We start from the raw sequence: 18151 nt of genomic DNA on the forward strand, positions 1-18151 counted from the left end.
AGGATTCATCGCCCATGGCCTCCAACGGATCGAACGGCGGCGCCCCCGCCTACGCCATCACCGACCACACCTTCGACGTGGTGATCGTCGGCGCCGGCGGCGCCGGGCTTCGCGCCACGGTCGGCTGCTCTCAGGCCGGGCTTCGCACCGCCTGCATCACTAAGGTCTTCCCGACCCGCTCGCACACGGTTGCCGCGCAGGGCGGCATCTCCGCCTCGCTCGGCAATATGGGGCCGGACGACTGGCGCTGGCACATGTACGACACCGTGAAGGGCTCGGACTGGCTCGGCGACCAGGACGCGATCGAGTACCTCGTGCGCAACGCCCCGGCGGCCGTGTACGAGCTGGAGCACTGGGGCGTGCCCTTCTCCCGCACGGAAGAGGGCAAGATCTACCAGCGCCCGTTCGGCGGCATGACCACCGATTACGGCAAGGGCACCGCGCAGCGCACCTGCGCTGCGGCCGACCGCACCGGCCACGCCATGCTCCATACGCTCTACGGGCAGGCGGTGAAGAACAAGACCCAGTTCTTTATCGAGTATTTCGCCCTCGACCTGATCATGGACGAGGACGGCCGCTGCCGCGGCGTCGTCGCCATCGATCAGGCCACCGGCGAGATCCACCGCTTCCGCGCCCAGCAGACCATCCTCGCCACCGGCGGCTACGGCCGCGCCTACTTCTCGGCGACCTCGGCCCATACCTGCACCGGAGACGGCAACGCCATGGTGCTGCGCGCCGGCCTGCCGCTGCAGGACATGGAGTTCGTGCAGTTCCATCCCACCGGCATCTACGGCGCCGGCTGCCTCATCACGGAGGGCGCGCGCGGCGAGGGCGGCTACCTCACCAATTCCGAGGGCGAGCGCTTCATGGAGCGCTACGCCCCCTCCGCCAAGGACCTCGCCTCCCGCGACGTGGTCTCGCGCTCGATGACCATGGAGATCCGCGACGGCCGCGGCGTGGGCAAGGAAGGGGACCACATCTTCCTGCACCTCGACCACCTCGACCCGAAGATCCTGCACGAGCGTCTGCCCGGCATCTCGGAGAGCGCGAAGATCTTCGCGGGCGTGGACGTGACCAAGGAGCCGATCCCGGTCCTGCCGACCGTCCACTACAACATGGGCGGCATCCCGACGAACTATCACGGCGAGGTGCTGACCTTGAAGAACGGCAATCCGGACACGGTGGTGCCGGGTTTGATGGCGCTCGGCGAGGCGGCCTGCGTCTCCGTTCACGGCGCCAACCGCCTCGGCTCCAACTCGCTGATCGACCTCGTGGTGTTCGGCCGCGCGGCGGGTCTGCGCTGCGCCGACATCGTCGAGGCCGATGCCCGCCAGCCGGAACTGCCGAAGGACTCGGCCGACAAGGCGCTCGCGCGCCTCGACCGCTTCCGCTACGCCGACGGCGGCACCCCGACCGCGCAGCTGCGAGACCGGATGCAGCGGACCATGCAGAACAACTGCGCGGTCTTCCGCACCGGCGAGGTGCTGGAGGAGGGCAAGGGCCTGATCCACGACGTCTGGCGCGGCGTCGCCGACATCGCCATCACCGACCGCTCGCTCGTGTGGAACACCGACCTGCTCGAGACCCTGGAGTTCGACAACCTGATCGGTCAGGCGGTCGTGACGATGGAATCGGCGGTCAACCGCAAGGAGAGCCGCGGGGCGCATGCCCGCGAGGACTTCCCCGATCGCGACGACAAGGAGTGGATGAAGCACACCCTGGCGTGGCTCGACCAGTCCAAGCACGGCGTCGAGATCGATTACCGGCCGGTCCACACCTACACCATGTCGAACGAGATCCAGTACATCGAGCCCAAGGCGCGGGTGTACTGAAGAAGGGCTCGCGCGCGTGTTCAAGCTGAAGAAGCGCAGAAGGGGACCGCCGGCCGGATCCGGCCTCCTCTGCACCGGAGCGCCGGCCCAGCCGCCGGCGTCCTGGGAAGAGATCGTCTGCGGCTTCGGGGCCTCGGTCGATCCGGCGGAGGCACGCGCGCAAGCGACCAATCCGGCCGAGGAGGCGTTCTTCGCACAGGAGGATCGCCTCGCGACCAAGTGGCACCATTACCTGGAAATCTACGACCGCTACCTCTCGCGCTACCGCGGAAAACCCGTGCGGCTCCTCGAACTCGGTGTCTTCCAGGGCGGCTCGTTGCAGGTCTGGCGGCGCTATCTCGGGCCGGACGCCGTGATCCACGGCCTCGACATCAACCCGGGCTGCCGCGAGATCACCGAGGACGGCCTCACCGTGCATCTCGGCAGTCAGGCCGATCCGGGGCTGCTGCGGCGCATCGCCGAGGAGATGGGCGGCATCGATGTCGTGATCGACGACGCGGGCCACATCAGCGCCGAGCAGATCGCCAGTTTCGAAATCCTCTATCCCCTGCTCGCGCCGGACGGCGTCTACATCGTCGAGGACGTGCACGCCTCCTACTGGCCGGATCACGGCGGCGGCCTGAGGGCGCACGGCGCTTTCATGGAATACGCGAAGCTGCTCCTCGATCGCCTGCACGCCCGCTACGTGCTCGATCCCGATCCCTTCTCCCGCGATCCGGGCTTCGCCGACGTGACGCACGGCATCGCCTTCCACGACAGCATGGTGGTCTTCGAAAAGCGCCGGAAGGCGCTGCCGCGAAGTGTGCGCGTCGGTCACCGCACCCTGTCCTGACATGTCCCGCATGAGCCAGCCATGGCCCCGCTCACCCCTCCAGCGACTGCTCTGCTCGCCGACGACAAGGATCGACCGATGCCCGATCGGAGCCGGCACGATCTCGAATGCGGCTCGGCCCGTCGCGACGGCGGGCAGGTCTGATGCGGCGGCAACGGACCACGCCGTCGAAGTGCGGAGAGTCGCTGCGATGAGAGCGCCCTCGCGCCGTCTCGCCCGTGCAATTCTCGCCGCCGCGATCGGGCTGCTGACGCTCCCGGCAACGGCGCGTGGCCCGGATTTCGACTTCCCCGCGGAGGTCGCCGGTTTCGCCCGCGGCCCGCGGACCGATTACGAGGCCCGCGCGCCGGGGCTCGGCTACTCGGTGGTCTACACCAACGGCCGCTGGAAGGCGGATGTCTACGTCTACGATGCCGGTGTGGCGAACATCCCCGACGGACCGTCCTCGCCCGTGGTCACCGGCCAGCTCGCGCAGGCCGCCGGCGACGTCAGGACGGCGGTGGCGCAGGGCATCTACCGCGGCAGCGAGGATCGCGGCGCGGTGCGCGTGCCGGGGGAAGCGGGCGCCAAGCTCACCTGCCGCGCCTTCGCCATCGACCACGCGGCCCTCGGCCCGACCGAGAGCCTTCTCTGCATCACCGGCCTGCGCGGCCAATTCGTGAAGTTCCGCCTGTCCGGCCCGTCCGCGAAACGGCCCCCGCAGGAGGAGGCCGAGCGCTTCATGACCGGCTGGCTCAGCCGCCAGTAGCACTTTCTCACCATCGGAGCGCGCCGCAGGCCGCCGCACCAGAGAGGCACTCACCATGGCCCAGTTCAATCTTCCCAAGAATTCCCAGGTCACCGAGGGTAAATCCTGGCCGGCGCCGGACGGTGCCAGGAACGTCCAGGTGTTCCGGATCTATCGCTGGAACCCGGATGACGGGAAGAACCCGCGCATCGACACCTACCGGGTCGATCGCGACGATTGCGGGCCGATGGTCCTCGACGCCCTGCTGTGGATCAAGAACAAGGTCGATCCGACGCTCGTCTTCCGCCGGTCCTGCCGCGAGGGCATCTGCGGCTCCTGCGCCATGAACATCGAGGGGCAGAACGCGCTCGCCTGCACCATGGGCATCGACGAGTGCAAGAGCCCCGACAACGCCCTGCCGTTCCTCACCCGCAGGGACAAGGACGGTGCGGTGCGGATCTACCCGCTGCCGCACATGCCGGTCCTGAAGGACCTCGTGCCGGACCTGACCAACTTCTACGCTCAGCACGCGGCGATCGAGCCCTGGCTCCAGACCGAGACGCCCGCGCCCGAGAAGGAGTGGAAGCAGACACCCGAGGACCGCGCCCGCCTCGACGGCCTCTACGAGTGCATCCTGTGCGCCTGCTGCACCACGAGCTGCCCGAGCTACTGGTGGAACGGCGACAAGTTCCTCGGGCCGGCGGCCCTGCTCCAGGCCTATCGCTGGCTGATCGACAGCCGCGACGAGAACACCGGCGAGCGCCTCGACGGGCTGCACGACCCGTTCCGGCTCTACCGCTGCCACACGATCATGAACTGCGCCAACACCTGCCCGAAGAACCTCAATCCGGCCAAGGCCATCGCCGAGATCAAGAAGATGATGGTCGAGCGCGAGGTCTGATCTCTTTCGCAGGACTTGCTTTCGAGAGCCGCGCCCGAACGAGGCGCGGCTCCTCTCGTGTCGACAACCCGCCGGAGAGCCCGGCGCGGCGATGCCGCCTCCGGTGAGGCCGAGCCGCCACACCACTTCGAAAACCTGCAGATGCACGGCTTTTCCCGGGCCCACCGTGACGCTTGCCTTGCCGCAAGCGCATTTGGTCGTGAGGGCAAGCGCGACTGTTATGCGCCGTGTCGGGGGAGGTTCGTTGATGCCGCGTGGGTTCCTGTCGAAAGCCGCCTGTCTCGCCCTGGCCGCGAGTGTCGGCGCCTGCGCCTCGAACCGCTTCGAGGGCCCCCGCGAGCGCCCGCGGCCCCAGGCGGCGCTCGAACCCGCCACCCCGGCGCTGCCCTCGGGTAGGGTGACGAGCGAGCCGCTCGCCCCGCCGCCGGGTGCGGCCGCAGCCCCCTCCGAGCCGCTGCCCAGCGTCGCCGCCGCGCCGGCCATCGTCGAGCCGCCGCCCCCGCCCGCCCCGCCGCCGGTGGTGGCGACCGGCCGCTCCTCGGTGGTGGGCTCGTGGAACGCCACCGATGCGGCGGGAAGCTGCAAGGTCTCCCTGTCGAGCGCGCCCTCGCTCGACCTCTACAAAGCCTCGGCCGCGGGCTGCGGCAACAAGGACCTCGCCAAGGTCTCGGCGTGGGATTTCCGAGACGGGGAGGTCTACCTCTACCAGCCGGGCGGCACCGTCGCCGCACGCCTGCGCCAGGCCGGCGGCAGCCTCGACGGTGCGCTCTCGAAATCCGGCGCGCCGCTCTCCCTGGCCCGCTGACGCGCCGTCAGGGGTTCACCCGCACCCCGAGCAGCACCGTGTGCGCGTCGTAGCTCGACAGCGCGACGGTGCTGGTCAGGGTGGAATAGATGTAGCTGCCGCGCAGCGCGAGCCAGCGGTTGAAGCGGTAATCGAACCGGGCGGTGGCGGAGTAGCCCCGCTCGCGGATCGGCACGCCGTCATAGGTGTTGGACAGGTAGGCGCCGCCCACCGTGATCGAGAGGTTGCGCAACAGGTCGTGCTGCACCTCCAGTGTCGCGGCATCGGTGAAGGCGCCGCTGGAGCCGGGCACCGCCGTCTCGATCACGCCGGTCTGCTGGTTGAAGCGCACCGTGGTGAGCGGCGAGACCGACCAGATCAGGGCCGCGTTGACCACCGGGGCGTTGATGTCCTGCAGCGAGCGATCGACGTAGGAGCGGTGCTGCAGGCCCGCCGAGATTTCGGCCGTCAGCGCGCTGTTGAGCTGCACGGTCGCGCCCGCGCTGAAGGCGATGCCGTCGGAGTCGCGGCGCAGGCCGAACTGATCGACGGGCGTGTCGTAGATGCGGGTGTCGAGGAAGGTCTCGACGAAGGGCGTGATCGCGGGCGAGATCTCGTAGCCCGCCCGCAGGCGCAGGCCGTACTGGTTGGCGTTGCGGTCGCTCTGGCGGATCAGGGTGCCGTTGCCGAGTTGCGCATCCTCGAAGATCGAGCGGTCGATCGAGCCGCGCAGGGAGAGTTGCACGCGGTTGAAGTTCTGCTGCACGCCCGCGGTCGCCCCGTAGGAGGCGAAGAGCGGCCGGGTCGTCGCCGCCGCGCCGAGATCGGGGCTGCCGAGGCGCTGGCTGTCGAGCAGGAAGCGGGTCTCCAGCTCGAAGCGGGTGTCGCGGGTGGCGTCGATGCGCAGCCGCGAGACGCCGACCGCGCTCGGGCGGCTGGCCTCCGGGTTCTGCGGATAATCGAGGTAGCTGCCGCGCATCTCGGCGGTGAACTCGCTGGCCGACCACTCGCTGCGCAGGGCCAGTTCCGCCTCGCTGCGGAGCGCCAGCGAGGGCCGCAGGCGGGTGGCGCCGATCTGGTCAGGGTTGGTGTCGTAGCCGACGCTCTGCGTGAAGGCGGGCAGCACCGTGAAGGTGCCGAGCTGGAGGCCGAGCGGCGCGTAGGCGGTGTCGGCGGGGATCGGCCGGCGCAGGGCCGTGCCGAGCAGGAGCCCGGCGGCGTTCGGCAGGCCGAGCCCGAGGATCGGCGTCGGCAGCGGCACGCCGGAGACCGGCGTCTGGATGACGGGGGTGAGGCGCAGATCCGTGGTGATGGTCTGCGTGCGCGTCTGGGTGATGCGCCGGGTGGCCGAGCCGAGGCGGCGCGGCGGGGCGGCCCGCAGGCGCAGGAGCGAGGGCCGGGCCGGCGTGCCGAGGGCGGAGGTGCCCGGCAGGCCGGCGGCGGCGCGGAAGCGCGGCAGGCGCGAGACCTCGTCGCCGCCGCCGTCGGAGGCGGGCGCCGGATGCTGGCTCGTCGGCAGCGCGGCGGGCGGGGCGGTGCTGCCGCTGCTGCCGAAGCCGGCGGCGCTGCCGCGCAGGCCCGGCGTGGTGTCGAAAGTCGAGCGCGGGCGGTTGCGCGCGGCGCCCGCCGGCGCCGGCTCGGCCTCGGCCGGGGGAGGGCTGTCCGCGGCCGGGGGCTCCTGGGCGAGGGCGGGTCCTGCCAGCAGCGCGGAGGCGAGCAGCAGCGTGCCCGCGCCGCGGCGCCCCCTGCGCCTGTCTCCCATGGGCCGCTCGCGTGACACCGGCAGCGTGTTCCTCGATCCGGCCGGCGGCCCCGGAGCGGGGCGGCTCCCGTGTTCGAGGGCGCCGGCATGGTTAACAGGGCTACAGGAGACGTGGTTAACGCCCGGTTGCGGGGGCCGGCCCGGCGCCTGTCCCATCCCGAAAAGCCGCCTTGCGACCACATTCGGAGGCGAAGAAGCGGCCGACCTCGACGAGACGGGACGCGGGAACGCGCTTCATGGGCCAAGCACAACGGACCGCACAGCGGATCGAGCCGCGGGACGAGACGGCGCAGGCGGCGCCCTTCGACGGGGCGGCGGCGGCCGTCGCCTCGGCGCTGCGCACCATCGAGACCGAGCGCGAGGGGCTGGCCTGCCTGATGGCGGCGATCGGCAACGGGCTCGGCACGCCGTTCGCCGAGGCCGTGGCGCGGATCGGCGCGGCGCGCGGCCGGGTGATCTGCACCGGCATGGGCAAGTCCGGCCACGTCGCACGCAAGATCGCGGCGACGATGGCCTCCACCGGCACCCCGGCCCTCTACGTCCACCCGGCCGAGGCGAGCCACGGCGATCTCGGCATGATCCAGGCCGACGACGTGGTGGTGGCGCTGTCGTGGTCGGGCGAGACCACGGAACTGGCCGACATCATCGGCTACACCCGCCGCTACCGGGTCGGCCTCGTGGCGATCACCTCCAACCCCGTCTCGACGCTCGGCCGCGAGGCCGATACCTGCCTCGCCCTGCCGAAGGCCAAGGAGGCCTGCCCGAACGGGCTCGCCCCCACCACCTCGACGGCGATGCAGCTGGCGCTCGGCGACGCGCTCGCCGTCGCGTTGCTCGAAGCCCGCGGGTTTTCCGCCCGCGACTTCTCCGTCTTCCATCCCGGCGGCCGGCTCGGCGCCTCCCTGCGGCAGGTGCGCGAGGTCATGCACGGGGGCGAGCGCCTGCCCGTGGTGGCGCTCGGCACGCCGATGCGGGCGGCGGTGGCCGAGATCGACGCCAAGGGGTTCGGCTCCGTCCTCGTGGTCGATGGGCAGGGCGTGCTCACCGGCATCCTCACCGACGGCGACGTGCGCCGGGCCGTGTTCTCGCGGGCCGGCCTGGAGGGCCTGCCGGTCGAGGCGGTGATGACCCGCAACCCCCGCACGATCACCCCCGAGACCCTGCTCGCCAAGGCGCTGCAGATCCAGGAGGCGATGAAGATCACCGCCCTGGTGGTGGTGGAGGCCGGCCGCCCCGTCGGCCTCGTGCACTACCACGACCTGCTGCGCACCGGCGTGGCGTAAGAGCCCGTCCGCCCCGGCACGATCCGCATCCCGAGGCGCCGCGAAGGCGGCGCCCGGGATCGCGCGCCGTCCCAAGCCCCGTCCAAAGCCCCTTCGCGGCCCCCTTCGCGCCGGCCCCGCGGGATGAGGCCGAGGCCCGGACTCCCGCGCCGCCGCGCGGCGCCCCGGCCGTTCGAACCGCCGCCCACGCGGGTTCGCCCCCGCAGCGCACGAGGGCGCCCGGAGGCTGGCGGGCCGATCGGCCGGCGGGGTACGCGAACCAAGACGAAACCGAGAGGGGGGACGCGGGACGCCGCGAGACCTCCGGAATATTTTTTCAAACTTTTGCCGGTCTCCCGGCGTCCCGCGGAGGGCGGGCCTCCTTGTCAGGGGGCGCCCGCCATCCGTTTTGGCGTCACGGTTCTTCTCGCCGGCATCGACCCCGGACATGCGGGCCTGTGGGACCCCCGGCACCGCCTCCCGCGAGGGAGAGGGCGCCGCGGCAGGCGAACATGAGCGGACTTGTCCGCACCGGACCTCGTAGTGAGCCCGGCTCCGGTTGGTCCTGGGCGCCGAACCGAGACGGCCTACGGCCCCATCCCGAGACGGCGTTGTGTCGCGCGCAGCGCCCGAGGCGATGGCGACCGGGCCACCGACGCGGGATCGCCCCACCTCCCAACGAGCCTCCCCGGCCGGTCACCGGGGACGCTCCCCCGGTTGGTCCGGGAGGTGAGTGGCATCGTTGTAAATATACATGCAAAAGTTGTCAAGGATTTTTTTCTTATTCCAGGAGGGTGGAGATGCTGAGCGCGAAGGAATGGGAATAGGGATGAGTGGACACATCATATTTGTTGTGGCATCTTGGCTGAATGGTTCGTGGTGCGTTTATCTCAACTGACCGGCAAGCACGCGATGCGGAAGATGCAATCGCCGAGCTTGAGCGCGCTCTGACATCAGAGCAGATTTTTAAATCACTCATGGAAGGGCTTCCACAGGGCGTCCTCCAAGGTGTACGCCGTTCACTTACGACAGAACTCAGCGAACTCCAGCTGAGTCTAAAATCGTATATTCAGGCGCGCACTGGAGACTTTACTTTACTTAGAAAGCAGGCAGGAAATGATCTCGGCACATACCTGATTGCTGCAAGGATAATCAAAGGCTTATCCCAGAAAGAACTAGCTCGTAAACTCGGTCTTCGAGAACAGGCAATCCAAAGATGGGAATCTGAGCGATACCGTTCGATAAGCCTCTTCAACTATCAAAAAGTTGCTCGAACGCTCGGCGTTCACTGGCAGGTGAATGATTCCGCTGCCGCCGATGCAGTTTGGCACCCTGCTTACGATATTAACCGCAGTGATTTAAGCAAAGTCGTTCGGCACGCCAGAAGGCATGCTTGGATCGATATCAGCGACACATCCGACGAAAATGCGATATCGACCTTAGTTCGATACGTTGGCGACCACGTAAACCGATATGGCACACCTTCTCTGCTCCGCACCGGTCTTAACGTTGGCGATTGTTCTCAAGATTGGTCGCTGCTTTCTTGGAAAGCGCAGGTAACACGTCGCGCAGAAGCGCTCATAGCAAGTTCTAAGCCTCGATATTATCCATTAAACGTCTCTTGGCTTATGGAGCTGGTACGACTAAGTGTACTTGCTGATGGACCACTACGTGCACGCCAGCTATTACACGACAATGGCATTGTGCTCATTGCAGAACCACAAATCCCAGGCATGAATGTCGATGGGGCCGCGTTCCTAGTCGATAGCACACCGGTTATCGGGCTGACCCTCCTGCGGGACTCAATCGATAATTTCTGGTTCACCCTTCTGCATGAAGTTGGGCATGTCATCCTTCACTACCGAACGGGCCTGTCCTCAGGATTTTTCGACAATTTTGAATCGCAAGAGGTGGATGAATTCGAAAATGAGGCTAATCAATTTGCGGGAAATCTGCTCATACCAGATGAGATATGGTCGCGGACGCCGGCGCGCATAGCCAAAAATGCGGAGCCAGTTGAAAAATTAGCGACTCAACTGAGAATAAATCCAGCCATAATCTTTGGCCGGATTCGAATGGAGCGAGAAGACTACAGCATTTTTTCCAACAAGATCGGCAGAGGCACGGTGCGAAAGCTGCTTCTAGACGATAGTTCGGAGGTAATATGAACGAATTGACTGGATCTTTTCTGTACTCACCGGCTCTTCGGATGAAGGCAGGTGAACTATTAGGATTGAGAGACCTTGCTGAGGATATTGCTGACAGCATAATACCTCGATTGATTATACCATCTTCCGCCGATCGCAAGAATGAGATGCCCCTTCAGCTTTTCGACGGGCAAAAAATTCCCAATGTCAATAAAGCATTGTCTTCCGCATGGCTCTTTCGCCCTCTCCTCCTAGAAACTACTCATATTTTAAGCGAGTTCGGGCGGAGCCGCTTAGGTCTATGGCTCCCAAAAATGTTTGATAGCGCTCGCACTGCGAACGTGAGACCTATTCCGCTCGTACAAGCCGCCAATTTGTCTGAAGATGACATTGTCGCTTATCGCGCATCAATAGACACAAATTATCCGATCAAATTTGGCGTGGTTTTTTCATCTTCGGACCTCGCTGACAATGATAAAATAAATGTTAGTCTTAAATTTATTGATAAACTGCAGATCCAGCCGCAGGAATGCATCGCAATTGCAGACTTTCACGACGCAGAGTTTTCAGATCCAAAAATCGTTGCTCCGATTATTTCAGGCGTGCTTGATGGCCTACAGAGCGCAGCAAATTGGCGCCAGATCATTTTTCAGGGAACAAGCTTTCCCGAAAAGAATCCTGCGACTCCCGGTAGCCGCGCAACTATTCCTCGAAACGAGTGGATAGCCTGGAAGATGGCCGTACATTTCGACCCGACCACCGCGGATTATCTGACATTTGGCGATTATGCTGCAGACTGCGCGAGAATGAACTTTAAGGGAGGGGGTGGCATCCCAATTCCGCACTATAGATACTCGACTCCAGATGCTTGGATTGTGCAGCGGTGCGCTGACCAAGGGACTCACGCTTCTATCATGAAAGCTGTTTGTAAAATTCTTACTCAAGATTCCAATTTTGCAGGCCGTTCATTTTCCAATGGAGATGAGATTATCTACCGCACTGCATATCATGGAGGCGGCCCTGGTAGTGCCAAAGAATGGCGTGGCGTCAACACAAATCACCACATAACACGGACTGTCAATGATATAGGATCAATTAAAGGATTGACTTTCAAGAAAGCAGAAGTTTCTGATCTTGGCGAACAGGCTGTTATGTCTCTTTTTGAAAATCAATGAATATATCTAGCAAGTACCCATATTACCCTTAAATGTATTTAATCGCCTTATGGCCGAAGGGAGCAAGACTTACCATTCTCATAAGTCTGTTTTATTCAGCTATCTCAAAAAATAGCCACCAACCCTACGCCAATCACCATCAACACCGCCCCGGCCACGCGCCACACACTGGCCGGGTGTACCTGAAACCCGATCCAGCCGAAATGGTCGAGCACGAGCGAGGCGAGCACGCCGACGGTGACGATGATCCCCAAAAAGGTCGCCGCGCCGATGGCGGGGGAGGCGTAGAGTTGGGCCAGGATCAGCAGAACACTCAAGAAGCCGCCGAGCCAGGCCCACCAGGGCACCTGCCCGAGCTGCTGTCCCGAGGGGATTTCGAGCTTTCCCAGCGCGAGCCCGCCCGCGAGCAGGGCGGCGGTGCTGACGAGCAGCGTCAGCAGAGCCGCCGTGACGGGCAGGCCGAGCGACTTCGACAGGGTCGCGTTCTGTCCCGGCTGGATCGCGTTGGCGAGACCGGCGAGGATCGTCAGGGCGTAGAGGGTCCACATAGCCGGGACAGCCCGCCGGCCCGCCGCCAAGTTTCGCAGCTGCGACAATCGCGGCGCCCGAAGTCCCGCGTCCGGTCGATCGTGGTCGGACGGGCCGAATGCCGCCCCTCTCGCGCCGGAGCGACGCGATCCGGGACGCGCCCTTTTTCGGAGCGGGCGGCGCCCCGGATGGCCTGCGCCGCGCCGCGCGGGGGGCGGTGACGTCCCCCGGCGGAGGCGCTCTCACGCGCCCGTGAGCGGGGCGGGGGGCCCTCGACAAAGCGTCGCCGTCGGCCGAAGGTTTTTGGGGGATTTTTTGAGGGCGTGGGGCCGGGCGGGAGCGGATGAGCGAAGCCATCATCATCGAGGATCGGCCCGGCGGCGTCCGGCTGATCCGCTGGAACCGGCCGGAGAAGAAGAACGCGCTGACCGGCGCCATGTACGACGCCACCCGCCGGGGCCTCGAAGAGGCGGACGCGTCGGAGGCGGTCGGCGCGGTGGTGTTCGCCGGGCTCCCCGGCGCCTTCACCGCCGGCAACGACCTCGCCGATTTCCACCGGGCCGCGCAGGCGCCGGGAATGGCGTTCTCGGACATGCCGGCCCTGCACTTCATCCGGCACCTCGCCCGCACCGCCACGCCGATGGTCGCGGCGGTGGACGGGCTCGCCATCGGCATCGGCACGACGCTGACGCTGCATTGCGACCTCGTCTATGCCGGGCCGCAGGCGCGCTTCCGCATGCCGTTCGTGGAACTCGGGCTGGTGCCGGAGGCGGGCGCCAGCCTCCTGCTGCCGCGCCGGGTCGGGCTCGCCCGCGCCTCGGCGCTGCTGCTGCTCGCCGACGGCTTCGACGGCGCGGCGGCCGTGGCGATGGGGCTCGCCAACGCGCTGGTCCCGTCGGAGGAGATCGAGGCGCACGCGCTGGCACAGGCCGCCCGCCTCGCCGCCCTGCCGCGCCGGGCGCTGGCCGCGAGTCGCGCCCTGATCCGCGGCGATGCCCGGGAGGTCGAGGCGGCGATCGAGGCGGAGGCGGCCGCCTTCGAGGCGGGCCTGCGCGATCCGGAGACGCAAGCGCGGCTCGCCCGCTTCCTAGCCGGCAAGGCCTGAGCGCCCGTGGCGCCCACGTTGCGTGGAAAAATCTGCCTCGTGGCCGGGGCCTCGCGCGGGGTCGGGCGGGGGCTTGCCCGGGGCTTAGGGGAAGCCGGCGCCACGGTGATCGTGACCGCGCGCTCCTCGGAGACCGGCCGGCGCACGGAGACCCGACCCGAGACGGTGGAGGACACCGCGCGGGAAGTCGACGCGGCAGGCGGGGAGGGGCACCACTACCTGTGCGACCACACCAGCGAGCGCGCGGTGGACGAACTCGTGCACTGGGCGCTTCGCCGCTTCGGGCGGATCGATGTCGCGGTGTCGAGCGTCTGGGGCGGCAACGAGGGCTATGACGGCGAGCGCTACCCCGACGGGGCGGCCTGGGGCACGCCGTTCTGGCGCCGCTCGGCCGAGCCGTTCTCGCAGTTCCTCGGGACGGGGCCCTATCCGGCCCTGCTGCTGGCCCGGGCCGTGGCCCCGGCCATGGTGGCGGCCAAGGGCGGGCTGATCGCCTTCGCTTCCTTCGGCACCGAGGAGTTCCTGGGGGATTTCTACTACGACCTCGCCAAGGCGGCGACCAACCGGCTCGCCTTCGCCTGCGCGGCGGAACTGGCCCCCCACGGCGTCTGCGCGCTGGCGCTCTCGCCGGGCTTCGTCGCCACCGAGCGGGTGCGCGATCTCGGCCAGGAAAGCCTCGCCACCGAGAGCCCACTCTATGCCGGCCGGGCGCTGGCCGCGCTCGCCGCCGACGCCGCCGTGCTGGACCGGGCGGGGCGGACGGTCCATGTCGGGGACCTCGCGCGGGCCTACGGCTTCACCGACATCGACGGACGCCAGCCGGAGCGCTTCCGGATCGGAGAGCACGACACATGAGCCTGGCCGGAAAGACCCTGTTCATCACCGGCGCCTCGCGGGGCATCGGGCTCGCCATCGGCCTGCGCGCGGCCCGCGACGGCGCCAACGTCGCCATCGCCGCCAAGACCGAGACGCCCCACCCCAAGCTGGAGGGCACGATTTTCACCGCGGCCGAGGCGATCGAGCGGGCGGGCGGCCGGGCGCTGCCGCTCGTGATGGACGTGCGCGACGAGGAGGCGGTGAAGGACGCGCTCGACCGGACGGCAAAACAATTCGGCGGGATCGACATCGTCGTGAACAACGCCAGCGCGATCTCGCTGACGAACACGCCCCAGACCGAGATGAAGCGCTTCGACCTGATGCACGGCATCAACGCGCGCGGCACCTACATGGTGAGCAAGCACGCGATCCCGCATCTGGAGCGCGCCAAGAACCCCCACATCCTGATGCTCTCGCCGCCCCTCGACATGGCGGAGCGCTGGTTCTCGCCGCATCTGGCCTACACGATGGCCAAGTTCGGCATGTCGCTCTGCGTGCTGGGGCTGGCGGGCGAGCTGCGGGGCCGGGGCATCGCCGTCAACGCGCTGTGGCCGCGCACCACCATCGCCACGGCCGCCGTGAAGAACCTGCTCGGCGGCGAGGCGCTGATGCAGGCGAGCCGCACGCCCGAGATCATGGCGGACGCGGCGCACGCCGTGTTCCTGAAGGACGCCACGAGCTTCTCCGGGCGCTTCCTGATCGACGACACCTTCCTGGCGGGGGAGGGCGTCACGGACTTTTCAAAATACCGCGTCACAGCGGGGATCCCGCTTGCGCCGGACTTCTTCGTGCCGGAGACAAGCGTCGCCCCGCCCGGGGCGCTGGACTAGAGACCTCGCCCGGCAGGACCCCCGTGATCTTCACCCACAAGCCCGTCGACGGCAGCACGCAGACGGTGCTGGAGCGCCGCTACCTCGAACTCCAGGACCCGATCTCCGAGGACACGGTCTGGCTCGACCTCGTGCGCCCGACCCGGGAGGAGGAGGTGAAGGTCGAATCCTTCCTCGGCATCACCGTGCCGACCCGGGAGGAGATGAAGGACATCGAGCCCTCCGAACTCCTCTACGTCGAGGCCGGCGCCCGCTACATGACGGGCCGCGTGCTCTCCCGCGTCAGCGATTCGGAGGAGCCGGGGCTGGCCGGCATCACCTTCATCCTGCGCGACAACCGGCTCATCACCGTGCGCTACGAGGAGCCGCAGGCCTTCCGGATGTACACCCAGCGCGCCGGCCGCGCGACGGGCAACGGCCCCTCGCGCTCGGTCTCGGGCGAGTCGATCCTGGCCGGGCTGATCGAGGCGGTGATCGACCGCGCCGCCGACGTGCTCCAGCTGCAGGGCGAGCGCATCGACCGCCTCTCGCGAAAGATCTTCGAGGACCGGGGCGATCCCTCGGCCCGCAACACCGCCCTGCAGGACACGCTGCGGGCGCTGGGGCGGCACGGCGACCTGATCTCGAAGCAGCGCGAGAGCCTCGTCTCGATGGAGCGCATCCTGCTCTCGCTCTCGGCCACCTACCGCACGGCCAAGGCGCCCCGCGAGCTGCGCGAGGACGTGCGCTCGACCTTGCGCGACCTGCAATCGCTCGAAGAGCACGCGACCTTCATCTCGGCCAAGATCCAGTTCCTGCTCGACGCCACCCTCGGGCTGGTGAACCTGGAGCAGAACAACATCATCAAGCTGTTCTCGGTCATGGCGGTGGTGTTCATGCCGCCGACCCTGATCGCCTCGATCTACGGCATGAACTTCAAGGTCATGCCCGAACTCGACTGGCATTTCGGCTACCCGGTCGCGGTCTGCATGATGGTGGTGGCCGCGGTGCTGCCCTACGTGTTCTTCCGCTGGAAGAAGTGGCTGTAGCGCCTCCCGCGCTTCGCGACGGCGGGCGGCACGGGACGGGTGAACCTTGGCCCCGGAGCTGCGCCGCGCTTTCTCTCGACGAACCCGGCATCCCTTCGTCGGAACGCGCACGAGCGCCGCGTTATGGGGTGGAAAGCGGGTGTTCCAGATCCCACGAAGCCGTCCTCGGCAGTCGGCACGATCCGTCTCGCAGGATTTCCGCTTCCCAGCTGGTCCGGCCGCACAACAGCCCCGCGACGGGTCTCACTCGGAACGTCACGGCACATCCATGTCGTCGCGCGGGACGCCGATCACCCTCCGGCCCGAAGGCTACGGCTTCCAGGGGCTCTGTCGAGACGCGGTGCGACAACCGGGCGAGGGCCGGTTGCCGGAACTGTCTGCGTCCGCCTCTTGTTGGGAGGAGGTATCGCATTTGCGAAGGAAACCTCATGCGTAAGGGTCATCTCGTTCTCACCGCCGCGACGATGCTCGGCCTCGGCACCATGGCTGCTTCCGTGACTCCGGCGGAGGCTGGATGGCGCGGTGGCTACGGCGGCTATCATGGCGGCTACGGTTACCGTGGCGGCTACGGCGGGTATCGCGGCGTCGGCTTCCGTCGCGGCTACGGCGGCTACGGATATCGTGGCTATGGCTACCGCCGGGGCATCGGCCCGGGCGCAGCGATCGGTCTCGGCATCGCTGGTCTCGCGGCGGGTGCGATCGCAGCCAACTCCTACGGCTACGGCGGGTACGGCTACGGCCGTCCGGTGGGCTACTACGGCGGTTACGGTTACGCGCCCGCCTATGGCTATGCGCCTGTCTACGGCGGCTACGGCTACGGCTGGTAAGCGACGGCATGAAAACCAACGAAGGGGTCGCCTGCGGGCGGCCCTTTTTCTTTGCGCGTTCCCCGCCAACGAGCGAGATCGTCGTAACCGGCTGAACCCGGCGCTTTCGCTAGGCTCGCGAGGTCCGGATGGGGGGCAAGCGGACCTGAATTACGACGGCCGTAAAATCGCGGACGCCGGTTGCAGGGCACACCGATCGATGCGATAGCGCCGCCTGGGTGCGCGGTCCGATGATTGGACCGGCAGGTTTCTGCGCTGGTCGGGCCGCCAGCAGCAGGGAACCTGCGCCTGTGGCACCCGCTCGTCGTCCCCTGTCATCCTTACGCGCCCTGCTAACGAGTGCAGCCGGGGGCGGCCTCGTGCTCATGGCCAGCGCCGCGCTGGCCATGATCGTCGCCAATTCGCCGTTGGCCAGCGCCTATTTCGGCGCGCTCAAGGCCTATCTCGGCCCGCTGTCGGTGCTGCACTGGATCAACGACGGCCTGATGGCCGTGTTTTTCCTGCTCGTCGGCCTGGAGATCAAACGCGAGTTGCTCGACGGAAGGCTGCGCACCTGGCCCGACCGGATCCTGCCGGGTTTTGCTGCGCTCGGCGGCATGCTCGCCCCGGCGCTGGTCTATGCTGCCGTCAACTGGCATTCACCGGACACACTGCGCGGCTGGGCCATCCCGGCCGCGACCGACATCGCCTTCGCCCTCGGCGTGCTGGCGCTGCTCGGCTCGCGCGTGCCGGTCTCGCTCAAAGTGTTCCTGACCGCGCTGGCCATCATCGACGATCTGGGGGCCGTGCTCATCATCGCGCTGTTCTACACGGCCGACCTCTCGCTTCCGATGCTCGGCGGCGCGGCCACGACGCTGGCCGTGCTGTACGCGCTGAACAAGGCGGGTGTCAGTCGTCTGTGGCCCTATCTTGCCCTCGGGCTGGTGCTGTGGGGCTTCGTGCTCCTGTCCGGCGTCCACGCGACGATTGCAGGTGTCCTGCTGGCACTGACAATCCCACTGCGTCTGAGCGTCGGCAAGCCGGACGATCCCACCTCGCCGTTGCACATCCTCGAACACGCCCTCCACCCGTGGTCGGCCTTTCTCATCCTGCCGATCTTCGGCTTCGCCAACGCGGGCGTTTCTCTGGCGGGATTCAGCCCGCACATGCTGCTCGACCCGGTGACGCTGGGCGTGGCGCTCGGCCTGTTCCTCGGCAAGCAGCTCGGCGTGTTCGGCTTCGTGCTCGCCGCGGTGCGACTCGGCTGGGCGCAGCGTCCCGCGGGTGCCGGCTGGATGCAGGTTTATGGGATCGCCCTGCTCTGCGGCGTCGGCTTCACGATGAGCCTGTTCATCGGGCTCCTGGCCTTCGCGCAGCGTCCCGAGCTGGAGGCCGAGACCAAGGTCGGGGTGCTGGTCGGCTCGCTGGCCTGCATGGCCGCCGGGGCGTTGGTACTGCGGTTCACCCCGCGCCCCGCCGCGCAGACCTGATCCGCCGCCGATCGCCGCCGCGCGGGCGGACCATGAACCTGGCCCGCCGATCCTGTCCCTAGCTCA

Annotated in this window: 16 protein-coding genes; 14 read left to right on the forward strand and 2 right to left on the reverse strand. The window is 67.3% G+C overall.

Annotated features, from left to right (window positions below; genetic code table 11):
* Positions 1 to 14 precede the first annotated feature (14 nt).
* The 5 genes from sdhA (at position 15) to BY998_RS12125 (ending at position 5097) form a co-directional block, all read left to right on the forward strand.
* A complete protein-coding gene (gene sdhA / locus BY998_RS12105) occupies positions 15 to 1832 on the forward strand; it encodes a succinate dehydrogenase flavoprotein subunit (protein WP_110351877.1) in 1818 nt (605 codons plus the stop codon).
* 16 nt (positions 1833 to 1848) lie between these two features.
* Positions 1849 to 2664: a class I SAM-dependent methyltransferase gene (locus BY998_RS12110; protein WP_245421570.1), complete on the forward strand. Its 816-nt coding sequence runs from the start codon at positions 1849 to 1851 to the stop codon at positions 2662 to 2664.
* A gap of 190 nt (positions 2665 to 2854) precedes the next feature.
* The gene (locus BY998_RS12115) at positions 2855 to 3412 is read left to right on the forward strand and encodes a hypothetical protein (protein WP_110351878.1); all 558 of its coding nucleotides are present in this window, start codon (positions 2855 to 2857) and stop codon (positions 3410 to 3412) included.
* A gap of 55 nt (positions 3413 to 3467) precedes the next feature.
* Positions 3468 to 4292, forward strand: coding sequence for a succinate dehydrogenase iron-sulfur subunit (locus tag BY998_RS12120; protein ID WP_110351879.1), 825 nt, complete (start codon positions 3468 to 3470; stop codon positions 4290 to 4292).
* A 247-nt stretch (positions 4293 to 4539) separates the two neighbouring features.
* Positions 4540 to 5097, forward strand: coding sequence for an AprI/Inh family metalloprotease inhibitor (locus BY998_RS12125; RefSeq protein ID WP_110351880.1), 558 nt, complete (start codon positions 4540 to 4542; stop codon positions 5095 to 5097).
* 7 nt (positions 5098 to 5104) lie between these two features.
* Here BY998_RS12125 and BY998_RS12130 read toward each other — a convergent pair whose 3' ends face one another.
* On the reverse strand, positions 5105 to 6856 hold the full coding sequence (locus tag BY998_RS12130; protein ID WP_110351881.1) for an outer membrane beta-barrel protein: 1752 nt from the start codon (positions 6854 to 6856) through the stop codon (positions 5105 to 5107).
* Between the two features lie 218 nt (positions 6857 to 7074).
* Here BY998_RS12130 and BY998_RS12135 point away from each other — a divergent pair, with 218 nt between their 5' ends.
* The 3 genes from BY998_RS12135 (at position 7075) to BY998_RS12145 (ending at position 11422) form a co-directional block, all read left to right on the forward strand.
* Entirely contained in the window at positions 7075 to 8121 is a 1047-nt protein-coding gene (locus BY998_RS12135; protein WP_245421571.1) for a KpsF/GutQ family sugar-phosphate isomerase, read from the forward strand.
* A gap of 848 nt (positions 8122 to 8969) precedes the next feature.
* The gene (locus tag BY998_RS12140; RefSeq protein WP_110351882.1) at positions 8970 to 10268 is read left to right on the forward strand and encodes an XRE family transcriptional regulator; all 1299 of its coding nucleotides are present in this window, start codon (positions 8970 to 8972) and stop codon (positions 10266 to 10268) included.
* Positions 10265 to 11422, forward strand: a complete 1158-nt coding sequence (locus BY998_RS12145; RefSeq protein WP_110352019.1) for a hypothetical protein — start codon at positions 10265 to 10267, stop codon at positions 11420 to 11422. The genes BY998_RS12140 and BY998_RS12145 overlap by 4 nt, the downstream gene beginning before the upstream one ends.
* 104 nt (positions 11423 to 11526) lie before the next feature.
* Here BY998_RS12145 and BY998_RS12150 read toward each other — a convergent pair whose 3' ends face one another.
* The gene (locus BY998_RS12150; RefSeq protein ID WP_110351883.1) at positions 11527 to 11970 is read right to left on the reverse strand and encodes a DMT family transporter; all 444 of its coding nucleotides are present in this window, start codon (positions 11968 to 11970) and stop codon (positions 11527 to 11529) included.
* A 323-nt stretch (positions 11971 to 12293) separates the two neighbouring features.
* On the opposite strand from BY998_RS12150, the gene BY998_RS12155 reads away from it, so the two are divergent.
* The 6 genes from BY998_RS12155 (at position 12294) to nhaA (ending at position 18085) form a co-directional block, all read left to right on the forward strand.
* The gene (locus BY998_RS12155) at positions 12294 to 13055 is read left to right on the forward strand and encodes an enoyl-CoA hydratase-related protein (RefSeq protein WP_110351884.1); all 762 of its coding nucleotides are present in this window, start codon (positions 12294 to 12296) and stop codon (positions 13053 to 13055) included.
* A 6-nt stretch (positions 13056 to 13061) separates the two neighbouring features.
* Positions 13062 to 13910 carry an SDR family NAD(P)-dependent oxidoreductase gene (locus BY998_RS12160; RefSeq protein ID WP_181425502.1) on the forward strand — a complete coding sequence of 283 codons (849 nt, stop codon included), beginning with the start codon at positions 13062 to 13064 and terminating at the stop codon, positions 13908 to 13910.
* The gene (locus tag BY998_RS12165) at positions 13907 to 14761 is read left to right on the forward strand and encodes an NAD(P)-dependent oxidoreductase (RefSeq protein ID WP_110351886.1); all 855 of its coding nucleotides are present in this window, start codon (positions 13907 to 13909) and stop codon (positions 14759 to 14761) included. Before BY998_RS12160 ends, BY998_RS12165 begins: the two co-directional genes overlap by 4 nt.
* A gap of 23 nt (positions 14762 to 14784) precedes the next feature.
* Positions 14785 to 15789, forward strand: coding sequence for a magnesium transporter CorA family protein (locus BY998_RS12170; RefSeq protein WP_110351887.1), 1005 nt, complete (start codon positions 14785 to 14787; stop codon positions 15787 to 15789).
* A gap of 428 nt (positions 15790 to 16217) precedes the next feature.
* Positions 16218 to 16616: a hypothetical protein gene (locus BY998_RS12175; protein WP_110351888.1), complete on the forward strand. Its 399-nt coding sequence runs from the start codon at positions 16218 to 16220 to the stop codon at positions 16614 to 16616.
* A 230-nt stretch (positions 16617 to 16846) separates the two neighbouring features.
* A complete protein-coding gene (gene nhaA, locus BY998_RS12180) occupies positions 16847 to 18085 on the forward strand; it encodes a Na+/H+ antiporter NhaA (RefSeq protein ID WP_280952907.1) in 1239 nt (412 codons plus the stop codon).
* Positions 18086 to 18151 lie beyond the last annotated feature (66 nt).

This window comes from Methylobacterium sp. B4 (assembly GCF_003201865.1).
Taxonomy (GTDB): domain Bacteria; phylum Pseudomonadota; class Alphaproteobacteria; order Rhizobiales; family Beijerinckiaceae; genus Methylobacterium.

What these genes read in the sequence shown, in the direction of transcription:
- BY998_RS12165 (WP_110351886.1), top strand. Translation starts at nt 13,907, where the DNA reads ATGAGCCTGGCCGGAAAGACCCTGTTCATCACCGGCGCCTCGCGGGGC.
- BY998_RS12120 (WP_110351879.1), top strand. Translation starts at nt 3,468, where the DNA reads ATGGCCCAGTTCAATCTTCCCAAGAATTCCCAGGTCACCGAGGGTAAA.
- BY998_RS12125 (WP_110351880.1), top strand. Translation starts at nt 4,540, where the DNA reads ATGCCGCGTGGGTTCCTGTCGAAAGCCGCCTGTCTCGCCCTGGCCGCG.
- BY998_RS12175 (WP_110351888.1), top strand. Translation starts at nt 16,218, where the DNA reads ATGCGTAAGGGTCATCTCGTTCTCACCGCCGCGACGATGCTCGGCCTC.
- nhaA (WP_280952907.1), top strand. Translation starts at nt 16,847, where the DNA reads ATGATTGGACCGGCAGGTTTCTGCGCTGGTCGGGCCGCCAGCAGCAGG.
- BY998_RS12150 (WP_110351883.1), bottom strand. Translation starts at nt 11,970, where the DNA reads ATGTGGACCCTCTACGCCCTGACGATCCTCGCCGGTCTCGCCAACGCG.
- BY998_RS12135 (WP_245421571.1), top strand. Translation starts at nt 7,075, where the DNA reads ATGGGCCAAGCACAACGGACCGCACAGCGGATCGAGCCGCGGGACGAG.
- BY998_RS12140 (WP_110351882.1), top strand. Translation starts at nt 8,970, where the DNA reads ATGGTTCGTGGTGCGTTTATCTCAACTGACCGGCAAGCACGCGATGCG.
- BY998_RS12115 (WP_110351878.1), top strand. Translation starts at nt 2,855, where the DNA reads ATGAGAGCGCCCTCGCGCCGTCTCGCCCGTGCAATTCTCGCCGCCGCG.
- BY998_RS12155 (WP_110351884.1), top strand. Translation starts at nt 12,294, where the DNA reads ATGAGCGAAGCCATCATCATCGAGGATCGGCCCGGCGGCGTCCGGCTG.
- sdhA (WP_110351877.1), top strand. Translation starts at nt 15, where the DNA reads ATGGCCTCCAACGGATCGAACGGCGGCGCCCCCGCCTACGCCATCACC.
- BY998_RS12145 (WP_110352019.1), top strand. Translation starts at nt 10,265, where the DNA reads ATGAACGAATTGACTGGATCTTTTCTGTACTCACCGGCTCTTCGGATG.